Annotated in this window: 8 protein-coding genes and 1 pseudogene; 1 reads left to right on the forward strand and 8 read right to left on the reverse strand. The window is 34.4% G+C overall.

Annotated elements, in window-relative coordinates; all coding sequences use genetic code 11:
- Position 1 precedes the first annotated feature (1 nt).
- Both ACH2BV_RS13695 and ACH2BV_RS13700 read right to left on the reverse strand, forming a co-directional pair.
- The gene (locus tag ACH2BV_RS13695) at positions 2-3079 is read right to left on the reverse strand and encodes a SusC/RagA family TonB-linked outer membrane protein (protein WP_395051319.1); all 3078 of its coding nucleotides are present in this window, start codon (positions 3077-3079) and stop codon (positions 2-4) included.
- A 192-nt stretch (positions 3080-3271) separates the two neighbouring features.
- Positions 3272-7480, reverse strand: a complete 4209-nt coding sequence (locus ACH2BV_RS13700; RefSeq protein ID WP_395051320.1) for a two-component regulator propeller domain-containing protein — start codon at positions 7478-7480, stop codon at positions 3272-3274.
- A gap of 565 nt (positions 7481-8045) precedes the next feature.
- On the opposite strand from ACH2BV_RS13700, the pseudogene ACH2BV_RS13705 reads away from it, so the two are divergent.
- Positions 8046-8648: pseudogene (locus tag ACH2BV_RS13705) on the forward strand (trimeric intracellular cation channel family protein).
- A 331-nt stretch (positions 8649-8979) separates the two neighbouring features.
- On the opposite strand, the gene ACH2BV_RS13710 reads toward ACH2BV_RS13705, so the two are convergent.
- From ACH2BV_RS13710 to ACH2BV_RS13735, 6 genes are all read right to left on the reverse strand, one after another.
- Positions 8980-10182 (reverse strand): T9SS type A sorting domain-containing protein, encoded by a 1203-nt coding sequence (locus ACH2BV_RS13710; protein WP_395051321.1) that lies wholly within the window; start codon positions 10180-10182, stop codon positions 8980-8982.
- Positions 10183-10323: 141 nt separating this feature from the next.
- The gene (locus ACH2BV_RS13715; protein WP_395051327.1) at positions 10324-12414 is read right to left on the reverse strand and encodes a glycoside hydrolase family 97 protein; all 2091 of its coding nucleotides are present in this window, start codon (positions 12412-12414) and stop codon (positions 10324-10326) included.
- A 281-nt stretch (positions 12415-12695) separates the two neighbouring features.
- Entirely contained in the window at positions 12696-14075 is a 1380-nt protein-coding gene (locus ACH2BV_RS13720; protein WP_395051323.1) for an alpha-amylase family glycosyl hydrolase, read from the reverse strand.
- Positions 14076-14198: 123 nt separating this feature from the next.
- Positions 14199-15275 carry a SusE domain-containing protein gene (locus tag ACH2BV_RS13725; protein WP_395051324.1) on the reverse strand — a complete coding sequence of 359 codons (1077 nt, stop codon included), beginning with the start codon at positions 15273-15275 and terminating at the stop codon, positions 14199-14201.
- A 13-nt stretch (positions 15276-15288) separates the two neighbouring features.
- Positions 15289-16782 (reverse strand): RagB/SusD family nutrient uptake outer membrane protein, encoded by a 1494-nt coding sequence (locus ACH2BV_RS13730; RefSeq protein WP_395051325.1) that lies wholly within the window; start codon positions 16780-16782, stop codon positions 15289-15291.
- Positions 16783-16791: 9 nt separating this feature from the next.
- Positions 16792-20055 carry a TonB-dependent receptor gene (locus ACH2BV_RS13735; protein WP_395051326.1) on the reverse strand — a complete coding sequence of 1088 codons (3264 nt, stop codon included), beginning with the start codon at positions 20053-20055 and terminating at the stop codon, positions 16792-16794.
- Positions 20056-20146: the final 91 nt, after the last annotated feature.

Genomic DNA, 20146 nt, shown 5'->3' on the forward strand with positions numbered 1-20146 from the left:
TTTATAAATTTAATTTTAATCCAAAAATAAAAGATTTAGATTGTGGGTAGGTTCCCATATCAATCAAACTAGTAGACTCAGGATCTAGTCCTGTATATTTTGTAATAGTCCATAAATTCTGACCTGATAGATAAATTCTCATATTAACTGATCCAAGTATTTTAGGGTCAAAAGAATATCCAATTTCTAAATTTTTCAATCTTAAATAGGAAGCATCTTCGACAAAAGCGCTTGACATCTGTCCTCCTCCGTTAGCATTAAATGTTACTCTTGGAATTGTGTTGCCTGTTCCTTCTCCATTCCAAGCATCTAATATCATTTCACTAGAGTTTAGAGGCATTTTGATACTATAGGCTGTAACCTGTTTTGAATTATTATAACGGTCTACCCCTTCGACTCCTTGAAAAAGGAAGGATATATCAAATTTTTTATAACTTCCGGTAAAAGATAGACCATACGACACTTTTGGAATCGGATTTCCTATGAATGTTTTATCATCGGCATTAATTTGACCATCACCATTTAAATCTTTAAATTTCATGTCTCCAGGGACTACTCCATTTGTATTACTATATAATTGAGTATTGATTTCTGCGGCATTTTGGTAGATTCCATCAAACTTATAACCATAATATGAGTTGATCGGTTGCCCTACGGTTGTGCGGGTATTTGATTGTAAATTATCTAGATTTGCAATGTATTGTTGTAATGCCTCAACTCTATTGGTAAGCGTAAAAACATTTCCGTTTATACCGTATTTAACGGCATGGTCGTTATTTTGAAAATCAAAACCAAATTCTAAACCTTTATTATTAACAATTCCAGCATTTACAAACGTTGGGTCAATAACACCTACAGTAGCAGCAGGCAAGCCTACCGTTAGTAAAATATTATCAGTGGTTTTGTCAAAATAATCTGCGGTAAAGGTTAATTTGTTTTTCAGAATACTCAAATCCAAACCAAAATCGGTTTGCGTAGTAGTTTCCCATTTTAGGTCGGGATTACCATAACGAGTAATTTTAACATTACCATCGGTTTGCGTAACAAGCGTTTGATAAGCGTTGTCTGGAATTTCTTGATTCCCAGATTGTCCCCAACTAGCTCGTAGTTTCAAGTTGGAAATCCAATCTGCCTTTTCCATGAATTTTTCCTTAGATATTACCCAACCTCCTGAAACAGAAGGAAAATAACCCCATTTATTATTAGGACCAAAACGGGAAGAACCATCAGCTCTTAAAGTCGCAGAAGCAAAATATTTATTATCATACCCATAATTGGCAGATCCAAAGAAGGAAACTAATGCCCAGCTACTGGCACTACCACCAGCATAGTTTTTCACATTTAGTCCTCCAAAATCCAAATATCTAAACGGATCCTCAGTGTTAACAAAATCTTGTCGAGCTCCACCTATATTAACACCTTTATTCATAATGGTTTCAGTACCTAATAATGCATTTATACTGTGTTTTCCATCAATTGTTTTTATATAATTCAAGGTGTTGCTAAAGGTGAAAGTCATATCTTGTCCCATACTTTCATTGAGAGAAGAAGGTCTGTTTATTCTTCCCAAAGTAGGATATAAAGGATCACCTCCATCATTGTCTCCGAAATTTTGATTGAATTTTTTATCATGTGCAAAAGTAATATCAGCCCCAAGACTGCTTTTAAACTTCAATGCTTTATCTCCCAAAAAACTATACTCACCATAAACATTCCCGAAAGTTCTAAATGCACTGATTTTATTATCGATAAAATGAACAGCAGCAAGTGGGTTGTATGCTGAGTCATAATCATGACTCCATCCATTTACACTATCAGTACCCAAATAAAAAGGTAAATCAGTATATGGATTTTCAGCTGAATAAGTTGGATCATTAACATCTTTATAAACACCAAAAATGGCAGGTCTAAACATGGCATAACGAATTATTCCCATATCATCACCACTAGAAGCTAATCTATCTTTTACACTGTTCGTAATCTGAATATTAGTCCCAACTTTCAAACGATCTGAAAGATTTGCATTAACATTGGCTCTAAAATTTATTCGTTGGTAGGTGTCCTTATCTCCCACTACAATTCCGTTTTGACCAAAATAACCTCCTGATATTAAATATTGCATAGTCTCATTTCCTCCACTGGCTGAAAGTTGAAAATTTGTTGTTTTTCCAGTAGTAAACAATTCGTTTAACCAATCTGTATCTGATAATGCTATTCCATTTACTGACCCATCAGTTTTAGCCTTTTGATAAGGACTTATTCCAGAATTCACAGTAGTATTATGCCAAGCACGATCCATTACAGTTAAGTATTGATCTGCATTCAGTAATTTTGGCAAATTTGTGGCATTATTAATTCCTGTATAATATTCCACATTAATATTCGATTTTCCTTTTATACCGCTCTTTGTTGTAATAACTATTACACCACCAGCTGAACGAGAACCATAAATAGCTGTCGCCGCTGCATCTTTTAAAACAGTCATCGTTTTTATATCCGATTGATTCAAAAAGTTGATATCACGAGTTGGAACACCGTCAACCACATAAAGCACTTCATTATTTCCAAGGGTACCTACCCCTCTAATACGTATTTCAAGTCCATCTCCAGGTTGACCTGTACTAGCACTTACAGTAACTCCGGCAACTTGACCTTGCAAAGCTTGACCTACATCGGCCACTTTAGTTTTTGATATGTCATCCATATTAACTTGTGTTATGGCACCAGTTATAGATTGCTTTTTTTGACTGCCATATCCCACAACAACCACTTCACTTAAGTTATTTATGTCTTGTTTTAAGCTAACTGACAGTTCCGTTTTGCCTGATACAGATACTTCCTGACTTTGATACCCAATATAACTAAAAACCAAAACAGCTTTTGAATCTAAATTGTTAATGGTAAATTTCCCGTCTAAATCCGTAACAGTACTTGTAGTCGTTCCTTTAATATTAACATTTACTTGTGGAATCGGTCCACTTTCATCAGAAATAACACCTTTAATAGTTTGGGCAAACATCACGCTCCCAGATAATATGGTCCACAATAGGAACAAATTACAAATAATACTTTTTTTCATCATAAGGGTGTGTTAAATTGATTAATAATTTGAGTAAATTTTTTCATTTTTTTAATAGTTTAGTTAGTTAATACATCGATATAGTAATCTGTTGATAAAAGTAATTGGAGGACACGAGAAACCGTGTACACTATTTCTTCAAAAGTGTATACAGAATTTAAAAATGTTGATTTAGAGGTGTTTAAAAAATATTTAACTCTTTGAAATATACTTGAGTTGATAATTTTTTGGAGTGATAGTGTACATTTTATTAAATTCCCTGTAGAAATAGGAACGGTTATTAAACCCAGATTTATAGCAAACTTCGGAAACGGTTAGTACATTTTTGCGCAAAAGTTCCGCAGCGTATTTTAATCGTATAGTTCGTATTAAATCTCCAGGAGAAAGCCCGAAAATTTGTTTGATTTTTCGATACAATTGCGAATTACTAAGACCTAATTCTTTTTCAATAAATAAACTTTGAAGATTTTCGTTGTCAATATTAGTCCGTATGAGTTCAATTACTTTTTTAATAAAATCTTTTTCCTCATTATCTATAGGCAAAGTAGATAGATTTTCGATGAGAGTGTCTTGCGAAAAATGTTTAAATATGAGTTCTTTTTCTTCAATAAGTTTTTGTATTCGTATTAATAAGTGATCTGGGTGAAAAGGTTTTGGTATGTAAGAGTTGGCTCCGCTTTCTATTCCTTCAATTCTATGCAAAACCGAATCTTTTGCAGTTAGCATTATGAACGGAATATGGCAGGTTTTGATGTCCCCTTTTATTTTTGAACATAGCTCTACCCCATCCATCATTGGCATCATTACATCACTAATAATAATATCTGGAATCTCTTTTTCAAGAACAGCCATTGCATCAACACCGTTATAAGCAGTAATTATTTTATATTTATCACCAAGTAATTCATTTAGAAACATATGAATTTCTTTCTCATCTTCGACAATTAGTATCGTTCTACGATGATCTTCCAATATATTAAGGGATGAAATTTTATTTGGAATACCATCAGAATTAACTGGAATTTCTTCAAGAATATTTTTAAGATGCTGAGAAATCAAAACTGGGCTTGATTCAATATCTAATTCCTTTTCATTAAAAGCTTCTTTACTACAAGACAATAAAATGGTAAAGGTTGTTGATTTATTAGGAATACTGGAAACCAAAATCTCACCTCGCAATACAGTAACTAATTTTTTTATGTAAGCCAATCCAATCCCCGTTCTGAATAAATCATTGTCTGTTGTTCTATTTGTATCGGATAAGAAGAATCGATCAAACAAGGAATCTAGTTTTTCTTTTGGAATTCCTTTTCCTGTATTTGTGATAGTTATGTTTAATTTTTGGGGCGATTCATCCTGAATGTGAAATTTAAGATCAATTTTACCTTTCGCAGGAGTATATTTAAAAGCATTTGACATTAGGTTAAATACTATTTTTTCAATTTTATCCTTGTCAAACCATCCTGTTAAATCAGAAGGGATGTCGAGATTATAATCAATATTTTTATCCAATGCCCATTCATCAAACAATTCGGCAATTTGTTCTACCAAGTCAACAAGATCAAATTTCATTGCAGTAACTTCTAAATAATCATATTCTGCTTTTCTAAATTCGAGTAATTGTTGGGTTAGAAATAATAACCTTGAAGAGTTTCTTTGAATCATATGAACGAACTTCTGATTTCTCTTATCTAGGTTTGATGCTTCAGAAAGTTTTTGAATAGGCCCAACAATCAAGGTTAAAGGGGTTTGAAACTCATGGGCAATATCAGTAAAAAAAGTAAGTCGGTTTTCGTGAAGTTCTTCTTCTCGTTTTCTAAAAAGAATATTTTGACTTAATGATTGACGCTTATTATAATAACTCAAAACAAATAGTATAAAAAGCACAACCAATATAGAATAGAGGATAATTGCCACTGTAGATTGCCAATATACAGGTTTTATCCTGATGTCGATAGCATGAACGGGTTTACTCCAGACACCATCGCTATTAGACCATTTTATCCATAAAGAATAGTTTCCTTGTGGGACGTTTGTAAAGGAAATAATTCTTCGATTATTTATAAAATTCCAATTCTTATCAAAATTCCTCAATTGATAAGCATATTTACATTTATCACTATTGGTAAAAGTTAAAGCTGCTAATTCAATGTCAAAAAAGTTTTGATTGTATTTCAAAACGATAGAAGGATGCGTATTGGATTTTGGAGAAATTACCAATCCTTGATAATAAGGAGTTGCTTGATTTTGCCCACTAATTTTATCAATGAGAATGTCTGGAATAGTAGAAGATTCGCTTATTTTTTGAGGTAAGAAATAATTGAATCCCTTTATTCCTCCCATAAAAATATAATCCGACTTTAAATTTTGGTAAAAAGCTCCATCGGCAAATTCATTATTCTGAAGACCTTCGTTTTTGGTATAATTTATAAATTTTGATTCTTTAAGGATAAAATTGGACAACCCAAAATTCGTGCTTATCCAAAGATCTGACTTGTTATCAGAAACAATCCCGTGAATGGTATTATTTGGAAGACCTTCTTTGACTGTAAAACTCTTAAATACAGCTTTCCCGTTAGGACTTAGTTTTTCCAATAAATTTAAACCGAAACTCGTTCCTATCCAAAGTCTGTTATTGGCATCCGTTTGCAAACAGAGTATGTCATTATTGGATAAACTCTTTGGATCATTGCTAATATTTTTATAAGTGCGGAAAAATCCGGATTTTTTATCAAAAAGATTCAATCCTCCCAATCGGGTTCCAATCCAAAGTTGATTTTGATTCTTTGGAACTATTGAAAAAATAATATTACTGCTTAACGATTTTTCACCACTATTATCGGCAATGTATTTCTTGAATTGGGTTACTTTAAGCTGATCGCCTGAACGTTCAATTTTACAACGAATCATTCCATAACCATTAGTTCCTAACCAAATAAATCCTTCATTATCCTGATAAATGGCATAAGTCGACTTGAAATAATCACATTTTTCATTCCCAATAATTTCTGACCAACTGATAAGTTTTGATTTTTTTAAATCAAAGACATTTATTCCATTTCCATCACTACCTACAAAAATCAAATCTTCTTTCCCCTTGCATAAAGCAAAAACAGAATTATCAATGGCACTATTGCTTTCATTGTAATTCTCATAATTTAAAGGTTTTTCAGAATCCAAATAAAAATTTGAAGGAAAACGAAACAATCCTTTCCCTTTTGTTCCAACCCAAAAGGAATTCCCTTCAACCTCCAAAAAGGCTCTGACAATACCTCCGTCTAGTGCTGGAACTTGAGTTTTAGAAATTAGATTAAAAGATTTTTTAAGAGGATACATTTTAAAAACTCCATCACCATCGGTTCCAGTCCAAATAACATTTTCACTTCCTTGAATTAATGTAGTTATCTTTTGGTTTTTAAGGTATTTTAGCCACGGTTTAATGACAATATTTCCACTAGCATCTACAATAGAATATCCTGATTTGCTCGAAAGTACTAGTCCACCTGGAATGTTTCCAATAATGTTTCCAATATTTTTTTCCGGAAGTAACTGACTTTTTTTGTCCAATAAACAATATAAATTAGTAATTCCTTTAGAAGATACAATACAGACTTTACCTTTTGGCATTATCTCAAATGTTCTGATTTCATTGGAAATCAAACTCACTTTTGAAATGTTGCCTTTGCCTTTACTTTTGGTTTCAAACGACAAAGCATAAAGTTCATTGTTTTCAAATAACATTAGCAATTCACCCGTTAAAGCGAATTCCATCTTTTTAACCGCTTTTTTTGAAAAATTTTTAATTTTTAATAATTTAAAATCGGTGCCATTAAAGTAACCAATCCCCCAATCCTTTACAGCACAAAAAACATTTTTTGAAGCATCTAGTGCCATATTAAACTCTGATTCAGATAACGGCGGCTTATTTTTTCTGGTAAAATAATAGCGTTGAAATGTATCTGTTTTTTTATCATATTGATTAATTCCATGAATCGTTAATATCCAGATTTTCCCTGTATTATCTTCATCAATTTTAAGAATTACCTGGTTACTTAGGCTATTTTCGTTATCCAGCTCGGGTCTGAAAATCTTGAAACTATTCCCGTCATAACGATTTAGTCCGTCCCAAGTTCCAATCCAAAGTAAATTTTCAGAATCCTGAAAAATAGTATTAACAGAACTGTTAGATAGCCCCTTGGTATTGTCTAATTGTTCTAGAGAGTATTTTAAATCTGATGCCTTGGAAAAGTTAAGATTAGATTTAAGACTATCACCATTGGTTTTTGGATCAACTTTATGCAGTTTTGGTATTGCATTAATTAATGGTATAGATTTTTCCTTATTGTTACAAGAGACAAATGTTATAAAAATAAAACTAACAGCTAAAATCTTAATTTTCAATATAATAAGTGTTTTTAATATATTAATTTTATTAGTTTCTTATGTAAACTAAGAAACCTTGATATAATTTATGTTTTGCAAAAACATATTGACAGAAGGTTTAGTTGTATAAGCTTTTATTTTTAATATTCACAATTTATACAATCCTATATTACAAATATAGCAAAATTGTATAACCGTTAAAGTTTAATGAAATAATAAAGTAAATATATTTATCAAAGAAATATTATCGCATTCTATGCTTCATTTTTGCTAATTTTATCAGCCTTTCTCATTTATCTTTTAATTATCACAGAGACTAATTTCTATATTTCATAGACAAGTTATAGTCATTTGAAAAACCTTAAGGTTTATCTCAAAATAAGAACTCCATTTTCTAGAAAATTGAATTGAAAAAATGCCACAAAAAAACCTCTAAATTTATTTAGAGGTTTTTGATATTACAATTTGTAACTGAATGATTTTTGCTTCTAGAATTATTTTCATCTATTCCTTTACTTCAATTGTATAGGTTACTCAAGTATTTTACTTTAATTTTGGGAAATTCAAAAAATCACAATCACTAATGTTTCACTTATTAGACCTCATCGGTACGATGGCTTTTGCTATGTCTGGTGCACTTACTGCAATGAATAAAAAGCTGGATCCTTTTGGCGTTTTTATTATCGCTTTTGTAACCGCTGTTGGAGGAGGAACTTTGCGTGATGTCATGATTGGAAAAACTCCTGTGGGATGGATGCTTGATTTGAACTATGTTTATTTAATTGGCATTGGATTTATTTTGGCAATTCTTTTTAGAAAGAAATTTGACAAATTACTAACTCCTTTGTTTTTATTCGACACCATTGGACTTGGGGTTTTCACCTTAATAGGTCTTGAAAAAGGAATAAGCATTGGACTTCATCCCGTAATTTGCATTTCATTGGGAGCTATAACGGCCTGTTTTGGCGGTGTTATCCGTGATATTTTGTGCAGTGAAATTCCTGTTTTGTTTAGAAAATAAATTTATGCAACAATCTGTATTTTGGGTGGAATTATTTTTTTTATGCTTCGGAAATTAAATGTAGATAATGATATTTTATACTTAGTAACATCTTTAATTATTATTACTCTTCGCATAATGGCAGTTAAATTCAAATGGCATTTACCTGCTTTTGAACAAAAATAAAAAATTTGCAAAAAATTACTTCAAATGAAGTAAATAACATCCTAAAAGAGTAAAAAATGCAATTAATACAGAAAGGTGTTAAAAACATAAAACCCTAGCAATCAATTGTTAAAATGGTTTTTGTGAACCCTATAGACTTATTCTCAAACCAAGTACTCCAATTTCTAGAAAATTTTGTTGAAAAAATGCCGTAAAAAATTCTTAAAATATTAAATCAGTACATTTTACACATACTAACAAAAATAAACCAGCTTTGAATTCATATTAATAATTCTCAAAAAAAATCCCTTAGAACCGAAGCACTAAGGGATTTAACAAAAAACATATTAATCTAATCTTTAATCAATTTTACTGTACTTGTTCCACTAGCTGTTGCAATTTTGGCAAAATAGATTCCGCTGGTTAAACCTGAAGCATCAACTGTTACAAATTTGCTTTTAGAAAAGGAAGAACGAATTGTTTTTCCTAATATATCTACAATTTGAATGCTTTCGATGTTTTCATTCGAAGAACTAAAGTTCCAACTACTTTTTGCAGGATTTGGATATACACTAAACTTTGAAGCATTAAATGATTTAGTTGCCAAAGCACTTGTGATGGAATATGCTGCAGTAGCAACATTAAAGCTAATATTGTAATTTCCGGCACTTGGAATGCTAAAACCATTGGCATCTATTACTGCTGTTCCAGAAGGTAAGTCTGTTCCTCCCCAATTGTATGGTAAAGTCCAAGAATGATCTCCCCGAAATTTTAATGCTCCGGGAATTAATGCAACATTTGTCAGAGTATAATTATTACCATCTGCAGTTGTCATATCTGTATCAGTAGTCCAAGACCCAGGAGTAGCATCACCAAAAATACTTATGACTTGAAATGTAAAACTATATGCAAGAGTCGTTTTATTAAAAGTAACATTATAGCTTCCTGCAGTTGGTATAGTTATACCATTGGCATCAACAACAGCTGTTCCTGATGGAAAGTCTGTTCCACCCCAATTGTAAGGCAATGTCCAAGAATGATCTCCACGGAATTTTAATGCACCAGGAACCAAAGTTACTTTTTTTAGAGTATAAATATTACCATCAGTAGTGGTCATATCAGTATCGGTAGTCCAAGCACCTGGAGTGGCATCACCAAAAATACTAATTACTTGAAAAGTTACTTGTTGCAATTCGAAAGTATAAGCTAAAGTATTCGTATTGAAAGTCACATTATAAATCCCCGATATTGATGTAATTCCAGCACCATCTACAACTGCTGTTCCAGATAAAAAAGTAGTTCCTCCCCAGTTGTAAGGTAAAGCCCAAGAATTATTACCTCTAAACTTTACCGAACCATTAGTAAGAGCCAAATTATTAATAGTCCAATGTAATCCACCGTCAGCGGTTGACATTTGATGTGCATCAACTTCTCCAACAACATTTGTTGGCCATCCTCCAGCTCCATCGCCAACTATAGCCATAGAGTTAATTTGCGCATTGGCAAATGAAATTGTCATAAGACAAATAACGAATAATAGTAATTTTTTGTTCATAATATTTGTTTTTAAATTGTTAATAATAGCATTCTTTTGATTGTTCATAATTGAGGTTTTTAGGTTAATAATAGATTGAAATTTTCTTTTTTAAGAACCCTATTGCAAAGAATTTCTCTTTACAATAGGAGACTTTTATATTTATAATTTTTTTAATCCTTTTATCTCTGAAGCCATTCCTTCTTTGATACTAATGGCAACTCCGCCTCCAGGAGCGATGTATTGTTTTAGCATCGATTTTGAATTCACAATGACTTTAGTAATGGTATAACTTTGTGGTTTTTCATTCCAATTGGCATCCTTTCCATCAGCATAAATAGTGGCGATATATTGAGTTCCTTTTGGCAAATAATCGAAAGAAATGGTTGCCGTTCTTGAATTTTCATCGGTGATACCACCTACAAACCATTCGTTTTTTCCTTTTGCTTTTCGGGCAATGGTGATGTAATCTCCTGGCTCTGCTTCCAGAATATAACTGTTGTCCCAATCAACAGCCACTTCTTTGATGAACTGAAAGGCATCTGGAAAACGATTGTAATTGTCTGGAATATCGGCGGCCATTTGTAACGGACTGTACATAGTTACATAGTAAGCCAATTGTTTGACCAAAGTCGTATTTACCCGTTGATGCCCACCGGTATTGTAATACGAAAGATCCGTTTGGAAAATACCGGGAGTAAAATCCATTGGTCCACCCATTAGTCTTGTAAATGGTAAAATAGTTGTGTGTTCTGGAGCCAATCCTCCCATTGCTTCAAACTCAGTTCCTCGAGCTGATTCCTGCGCAATCCAATTTGGATAGGTACGATTCAGTCCTGTAGGACGAACAGCTTCGTGGCTATCAATCATAATTTTGTAATCGGCGGCGCGCTCCGCAACGTGGATGTAATGATTTACCATCCATTGCCCGTCGTGATGTTCGCCACGTGGAATAATTTGGCCCACATAACCTGTTTTTACAGCATTATATCCATTGTCTTTCATAAACTGAAAAGCTTGGTCTAAACGACGCTCATAATTGGTAGCCGAACCCGAAGTTTCGTGGTGCATTATGATTTGTACCCCTTTGGAAGCAGCATAAGCGTGTAGAGCTTTCACATCGAAATCGGGATAAGGTGTCACAAAATCAAAGACTTCTTCTTTCCAATTTCCAATCCAATCCTCCCAACCTACATTCCAACCTTCGACCAAAACGGCATCAATACCATTTTTGGTGGCAAAATCAATGTATTCTTTTACTCTTTCGGTCGTAGCTCCGTGTTTTCCATTTGGCGTAAGCTTGCTGAAATCCTGTCCTAGTTTTACATTATTTTCTTTGCCATAAGCCCAAGTGCTTTTGCCAGCTACAAAATATTCCCACCAAACACCGATGAATTTCATTGGTTTTATCCAAGAAATATCTTTGTATTTTGTAGGTTCGTTCAAGTTTAAAATCATTTTTGAAGCTAAAATTTCGGTGGCTTTATCGCTCACCACAATCGTTCTCCAAGGAGTTTGGGTGTCGGTTTGCATATAACCATTATTGCCAACAGCATCGGGAGTAAGGTGGGAGCTCATTTTGAAAGTTTTGGCATCTACATTCAACGACATTGCAGGATAATTAATTAGTGCCGCTTCGTGAATATTGATATACAAACCATCGGCAGTTTTCATCATTGATGGTGTTTGAACAGCCAAGTTTTTAATGGGACTTTGGGCATTCATATAAACCGTTGCTTTTTTTATCAGCGAAGGAATTTCTGAAATTTTAGAAGTCGTGTAAGCATATTCATTGGTATCGTAATCACCCGGAATCCAAAATATTTTATGGTCACCGGCCAATTGGAACTCAGTATGCTCTTCTTTAATTACAAAATAATTTAAGTCGGTTTGTTTTGGAAATTCATATCGAAAACCCACACCATCGTTGAACAATCGGAACCGAATACGGATGTAGCGATTGTTGTTTTTGGCTTGCGCCAAAGTGACTACCAATTCGTTGTAATTATTGTGAATTGTTTTTTCTTCGCCCATTACAGGATTCCAAGAATCATCAACGGTAGTTTGAGCAGCGTTTTTTATCGAAAATCCATCCATAAATGAAGGTGCTTCTTTTATTTCAATTCCCAAAGTGCTTGGTTTGATTACCGATTTGCCCTTATAAGTCAGTTGATAGGAGGGAACTCCGTTTGCAGTAAGTTCAAATTGCAAGGAAAGATTCTTGTTTGGGGAAGTAATAACTTGGGCTTGCATTAGAAAGGTACTGGTACAAACCAAAAGCAGCCTAACTAATTTTCTTCCTAGTCGAAATCCAACCAATAGATTTAATTTAAAATTCATATTTTAAGTTTTGTGATTACTAAATTGTCAAAAAAACACAAAGACAACAGGGTCGAAGCAAACAAAATCAAACACAATCCAAACTTAATTAAACAGAAAGTTGAGTGTATTAAATCTTTGTGCCTTTGTACTTTAAGGACAATAATTAAAGTGTGTAAGTAGGACATTGATTCGTGTCCTAAGATTTTCAGATGTTAATTTTTCAGTACCAAATATTGGTAGGGTTGTAAGGTTATTTCCGAAGTTACGGTTGTTGCAGTACCCGTGAAAGCATCTTTCCAACTTGTTGTTGTCAAAGCCGGCGGAACAATGTATTTCGTTGTCAAGCTAGTTAGGTTTGCTAGTACCAAAACTTTATCAGTCGTGGTTTCCATAGTGAAGGCACTTACAGCATCACTACTAAATCCTTTGTAAATTCCTGTTTTGATGGCATTGCTGGTGTTTCTAAAAGCAATAATCTTTTTATATTCTGCTAGTATACTGGCATCAGCCGTATTCCAATCGATAGGATTTTTAGTGAAATAATCGATTCTTTTGGCGTACCCAATTTCCTGTGCGTTATAAATCATTGGAACCGATTTCATATAAGCTGCAACAACAAATGTTGCAACGGAGCCTTTTTTACCACCAAACAATTCCAGAGGAGTTCCATCGGAAAGATTCACATCGTGATTTGATGTATATCTAACAATCCGTTGGGAGTTATCGTAATTGTTGGCATATTCTAAAGCGTTTGCATCTTGTATTACAGTCGTAGGTTTGCTTTCGCTAAATACTTTTTTCAAACCACCATAAAATTCGAATCCAAAAGTATAATCAAAACCAGCAGAGAATTGGTTTACTTTTTTTCCTTCGGCAAGCATTAAGATGTTTTGATTTTTAATTTTTCGCAAAGAAGTAATGGCTTCTGACCAAAAACTCTGAGGAACCGCATCGGCATAATCGCATCTGAAACCATCAATATTGGCACTGTAAACCCAGTAGGACATAGCGTCGATCATTGCCTTTTTCATTTCAGTATTATTAAAATCCAATTGGGCTACATCATTATAATTAGTTCCAGGAGGAATAATGATGTTTCCGCTGGCATCTTTTTGGTACCAATCTGGATGAGCGGTAATCCATGCGTTGTCCCAAGAAGTATGATTGGCTACCCAATCCAAAATGACTGCCATATTTTTTTTGTGGGCTTCATCGACTAAAATGCGAAGGTCTTCAAGAGTTCCAAATTCTGTGCTTACTGCTTTGTAATCTCTAACAGAATATGGTGAGCCTAATCCTCCGGCTGATCTAACGATTCCAACAGGATAAATGGGCATTAAATAAATGACATTCACGCCAAGTTCTTGGATGGAAGTCAATCGGTCTTGTACTCCTTTTATAGTTCCAGCTTGGCTAAAAGCACGAAGATTAACTTGATAAATTATGGCATCTTCTTTTTTAGGCATATTGGTAAAAGGTGTTCCGTATTGCGGATAAGCGGGACTTGGAGTCGAATTGTTATCCGAAGAACTGCACGAAGCTAATCCCGAAGTGAAGAGAAGTGCGAAAACGATGTTTAAAAATAGTTTCATTTTTATATTTTTTTATATGTTAACGTTCTGTTTTTATATGGTTGCACCCTCCATCCTTAAAAAAGAGGGATGCTTTGTATTAACTAATTAAACCATTTTTATATTCTGAACGATTCCTATTTATTAGATTTTTTTGACTGTATAAGTTCCAGTTGCTGGATAAACACCTGTAGTTGGGTTTTTTTCTGCTATCGTAAACGTGACCTCATAATTACCAGGAACAGTCACATCGTAAGCTCCAGGATTGTCTAGATACATTATGCCATCCGTATTGTTTTTCGGGCCATAATTGATAGTCCAGGTATTATTAAGCCTGAATTTTAATGCTCCTGATTTTAATGCACCCGTAAATTTCCATACATTGAGTTGATGATCATAACTCATATTGGTTGAATTATCCCAACCACCATCAGTTGCCGTTCCTATTATTCCCCAGGAATAAGCAACAGCAGTCCATTTTGATGTGTTCAGGTTTACCGTCATTTGATATGTTCCTGCTTTTGCAATTGCAAAATCAGTGGTGCTACCATCTAAAATATTACCATTGGCATCGGCACCATAAAATTGGTTCCAATTTCTTTCATTGGTAAATTTGAATCCCAACCCTTTTGATGCAGGGAAAGTTACATAGCCTTGATAAATTCCACTGTCAATTGCTTTAAGAGCCGCTGCTGTGCCAATAACCCAATCTTGATACGATCCGGGCATATAGATTTCTCCGAAAACCACAGGTTTTGCAAAAGGAGTAACAGTAATAGTAATCGGTTCTGAATAGATTTTACGGTCTAAATAAGACTCTACACGAACCACCATTTTACTAGCAACATCTACGGGAAGTCCTAATTTAATAGCCATTTTATTAAGGTCATCGCCTAAAAGCGATTTGCTTAAAACATCTTCACCCACTTCAACTCTTAACGCTTTTCCCCAAGCTGTGCTTCCTAAAGCATCTGCTGGAACATCAAATTCCAAAGCATACGTTACTGCAGCCTCAATTGGGAAAACTACTGCTGGCCAAGAAAAAGCGACGACAGGTTGTGAAGCAGTGGTAGTCTTAAGAACGATTGTGCTTGGTGTTGCCACAAGAGCACCGCTAAAATTTACCGTTTTCAAACTGGTAAGTACTGCATCATTTGTACAGGATGCACTTAGAAAAAGTAAAGTGCCTATCGCGAATAACTTGTATATATATTTTTTCATAATAGTTCTAAATTTAGTAACCTGGATTTTGTTTTAGTCCCTTGTTTGCGTCTAAAGCTGCCGTTGGAATTGGAAACAACTTTCTGAACTCGGCTGAAGCTCCTCTGAATTCATTTGGCAATAAGAATTTATTGAAACGAATCATATCTTGTCTTCTGTGACCTTCCCAATTCAATTCAAATCCTCTTTCGTTGTAAATATTGTCTAAAGTTGGATTTGCAGCCAAAATACCCAATCCGGCACGTTGTCTTACAGCATCTACAAAAGGTTTTGCAGCAGCTGCATTCGTAAGTCTAACATTGCATTCCGCCTTCATTAACAAGATGTCGGCATACCTGTAAATTGGAAAATCATTTGATGCTCCACCTCCGTCCGAAGGAGTTACTGGATAAAATTTAGTATCGCGAACACCAGCTTGTGGCGCAGCTCCCGGATTATCCAAAGAGGCTACATCAAGAGTATAATTCACTCCGCCACCTTGATCTCCATAACGAAATTGTTTTTTACGAATGTCTTTGTCATCGAATTTCAAAAAGAAATCTTTGGGCACAATAGTACCATTCCAACCGCTATAACCAAACAGGGCTTTCGCATCTGGACCATTTAAACTTCGAACTGTGAAGATATTTCTAGACACCACATTTGCAGTGGCAAACATTGCCAAAATGGTTTCGTCATCCGGAAGCACATCTCCAAATAATTCATAGTATTTGTTCCCCATTGGGCTGGAAGCATTGGCAGCAGAAGAATGAAGTGTAAATCCGCCTTCGCTAACTTTATCACAAGCTGCTAAACATTTTGCCCACTCCGGTGTTCCTGTATAGACTTCAGCATTCAAATAGACTTTGGCTAATAAGGTATAACCTGCCCATTTGTTGAAACGTCCGTAGTAATTTCCTCCTTTGGTAGCTGAAAGAGTTTCCACGTTTTCAGTCAGTTCTTTTACGATGAAATCATAAATTACTTTACGGCTTGCTTGTGGAATTTGATCTACTGTGATGTCGTTGTCCGTGTAAAAAGGCACATCACCGTAATCATCTATTAATAAGTAGTAGAAAAACGCTCTCAATACTTTTGCTTCTGCAATTTTTGATGCTTCTGCATGTGAATCTTCAAGTTGTTTTACTGCTAGATTGGCATTGAAAATTGATTTGTATAACCATTTCCATGTGTTATTTATGAAAGAATCTGTAGGCAACCAATCGTGTTTGTACAAACGGGCAAAATCTAATTCCCAATCCCCAGTTGTTCTGTGAGGAATCACTTGTTCATCAGCACTAAAGCAGTTTAAATCATACCAACCTCTATCGGCTCCAGCATATCCCACACCATCCCAATTTCCTCCAACTTGTGCATATACGCTGGCAAGTGCCACATCAGCACCTTGTGCAGTTCCATAAAAGTCGTTTGCAGGATATTTATCATAGACGTGTTCGTCAATATTGGTACATCCAACCAATAACAAGAAACTTAAACTTCCTGTTATAAATATATTTTTGATTTTCATTTTCTTTTACTATTTAAATTTTACATTCAAACCTAATGCGAAACTTCGGGTGCGAGGGTAAATACCATTATCTCCTCCAAAGCCATTACTACCACTCATATTCAGCTCTGGATCGATTCCAGAATAATGGGTAATGACAAATAAATTGTTTCCGGTAAGAGAAAGTCGAAGCGACTCAATGTATTTAACGGTTTTAAAATGAAAGTTATAGCCTGCAGTTACATTTTCCAATCTTAAAAAAGAACCATCTTCAAGCCATAAATCAGAACCATATTTAGAATTATATAATCCTAACGGAATGGCGCTGTCTAAAACATTGGCTTTACCGATGTTCTCTAAATAACTTAAGTTTGATCGTAAGCCATTATAAATTTTGTTTCCACCTGAACCTCTAAATAACATAGAAATATCTAAATTTTTATGTGAAAAAGTTGGATTAAAGGCATACGTATAAGTTGGCAAAGCTGAACCTTTAATCAAGCGATCTGGACTTGTATTTCCTTGATCGATGATGCCATTCCCGTCAACATCAAGTACAGTTTCGGAATTTGCATTGTCTTTTCCGGTATGATGCAGGATGTTGAAAGTACCAATAGGTTGTCCTTCTATCAAATAAGAATTTGGACCCCAAGAAACATAATTTGTATTTAGAGGAACTCCGTTGATGCTTCCGCTCAAGTTTAACACTTCATTTTTAAGAAATGATACATTTCCGGCAAGAGTCAATGTTGTATTTTCGTCTTTTATCAAATCGTAACCCAATGAAATTTCCAGTCCTTTGTTTAGAATACTTCCCACATTTGCTTTGATGGTATTGAAAGGATAAGGAGGTTGAGGAACGGTATAATCAAACAGAAGATTATCTGTAGTTGCTGTATATACATCAAATGTTCCTCTTAATCTGTTGTCTAAAAGAGCAAAATCCACTCCAATGTTGGTTTGTTTTTTGGTTTCCCAACGCAAATCAGCATTGGCATTTTGAGTCACGTTGAAATTAGTGATTTGTGAACCTCCAAAATAAGTTACTCCTGAACCGCCCACCAATGAGATGGAATTTTGTGGATATAAACCTTGTTGGTTACCCGTAACACCATATCCAACTCTAAATTTTAAGTCATTAAAAATGGTTTGGTCAGCCATAAATGATTCTTTGTTGATTTGCCAAGCCACAGAAGCCGAAGGAAAATCTCCCCATTTATTATTAACTCCAAATACTGACGAACCATCACGTCTAAAACTAGCCGTAATTAAATACCTGCTTAAAAAGGAATAATTGACACGACCCAAAAAGGAAACTAAGGTTCTGTCGTTTTTGTAAGAGGACATATCTCCCGGTTGTACTTTTGACAAGTCACCCAATTGCAAGGCATTGTAAGTGGCAATATCATTGATAAATCCTCTGGCTTGCGCATAATTACCTTGATATGTCTGGTTTTGCCATTCGTATAATCCCAAGGCATTAATAGTATGGTCTCCAAAGGTTTTTTTATACGAAAGGCTAATATTCATTAATTTTTCGTTTTGTCTGTTATTGCTAACGTTTGCTTGCCCTTTTTGGTCAATTGCAGCAGCAAGAGTTGATTCTGCTGGAAGATAATATCCATTGAAGCTGTTTGTTTTTCTCCAACTTCCAAACCAGCCTAATGTTAAACCATCATATACATCCAAATCGGCTTTAAGGCTTCCAAACAAATTGTCATTTTGCCCTTCGTTTGTAACCGTTTGTGCTGCTGCATAAGGATTTAAATATTGAAAAACATTTGGATCTGCATAATAAGTAGTGCCATTAGTATCATAAACAGGATCGGTCGGACGCATTACATAAGCATTTGTAATTAAATTCGATGTAAATGCTGCTCTTCCGATACTTCCAATACTATTAGTTGATTCCGTGATTCCTGTATTAAGATTGAAAATCAGTTTTAGCTTGTTATCTATAGCCGATTGAGTTGCTTGAATTCTACCAATGTATTTATTATTTTTCGAATTGATAACAACTCCATCTTGTAAAATAGCACTAATGGAAGCCCTATAGCTAAAAGTATCAGTTCCTCCACCAAAAGACAAAGTGTGGGTTTGGGTCGCACCACTTTTAGTTAAAATCCCATACCAATCGGTATTCGATCCGTGATTAGCAGAAGCCGGAACGCCTACTAATTGAGCTTGTTCCCACCACTGATTTGCATCTAATATGTCTAATTTTTTTGGAATATAATCCATTGCTGTTGAAGCGGAATATTCAATAGATGTCTTGCCTGCCTTGTTTTTCTTGGTACTTACAATGATAACCCCTGCAGCACCTCTTGAACCATAAATTGCTGTTGCAGAAGCATCTTTTAATATATCCATTGACGCGATTTCGCTTGGAGGAATTTGGTTTAATAAATCCATATTTCCCTGAACACCGTCAACCACAATTAAAGGATCACTTCCTCCAATCAAAGAAGAAATTCCTCGTATTCTAACATTGGGAGTTGATCCTGGTTCACTTCCTGTTTGGGTGATATTTACACCGGCCATTTTCCCAGAAATTAATTGTAATGGATTCACAATAGCACCTTGATTCATATCTTTTGATGCTATGGACGAAACCGCTCCTGTAACATCTTTTCTGGAAGAAGTGCCGTAACCAATTACAACTACTTCTTTCAGATCCGCTGTGTCTGGAAATAGTTGAATAGTGATGTTTTGTTGGTTTGCTGAGACTTTTTTCTCTTTATAACCTACATAACTTACCACGATTATAGCATCATTATTTTCAACGGTGATTTCAAAATTTCCGTTAACATCTGTAGAAACAGCTTTATTGGTAGCTACTTCAATAACTGAAGCACCAGGCAATGGCATGCCGTTTTCGTCAATAACTTTCCCTTTAATGGTTTGTTTGACAAGAACTATGGTTTCTATTTTTTCAATAATAGTTTTTTTTAAAATAATTTGAGTGTCTTTGACTTTAAAATCTGTTGAAGTTCCTTTGAATAACTTATCCAAAACAACATCAATAGGTTCATTTTTTGCATAAATAGAAATTTTACGATCTAAATCGACATCATTTATTTTATAAATAAATCTAAAATCTGTTTTTTGTTCGATTGTCTCAAGAACCGTTTCTACGGTGGTATTATTCAATTCTAAGTTTACTTTTGTCTGGGCATAAGTATTAGCTCGAATATTAAACATGGCGACCAAAAGAAGTAAGGTGGTTAGTTTCAATTTCAGGTTATTTTGGAACAATGGAAAATACATTCCACTATTCTTTGGTTTTTTTTTCATAATTTTGTAATTGATTGTATTTAATTTGTTAGGTTCAATCGTTTATTTAATCGGAAATTGTTCGCAGCTCTTTCCGATTTTTTTATTTCTG

The sequence above is a fragment of the Flavobacterium sp. genome, assembly GCF_043780635.1.
Taxonomy (GTDB): Bacteria; Bacteroidota; Bacteroidia; order Flavobacteriales; family Flavobacteriaceae; genus Flavobacterium.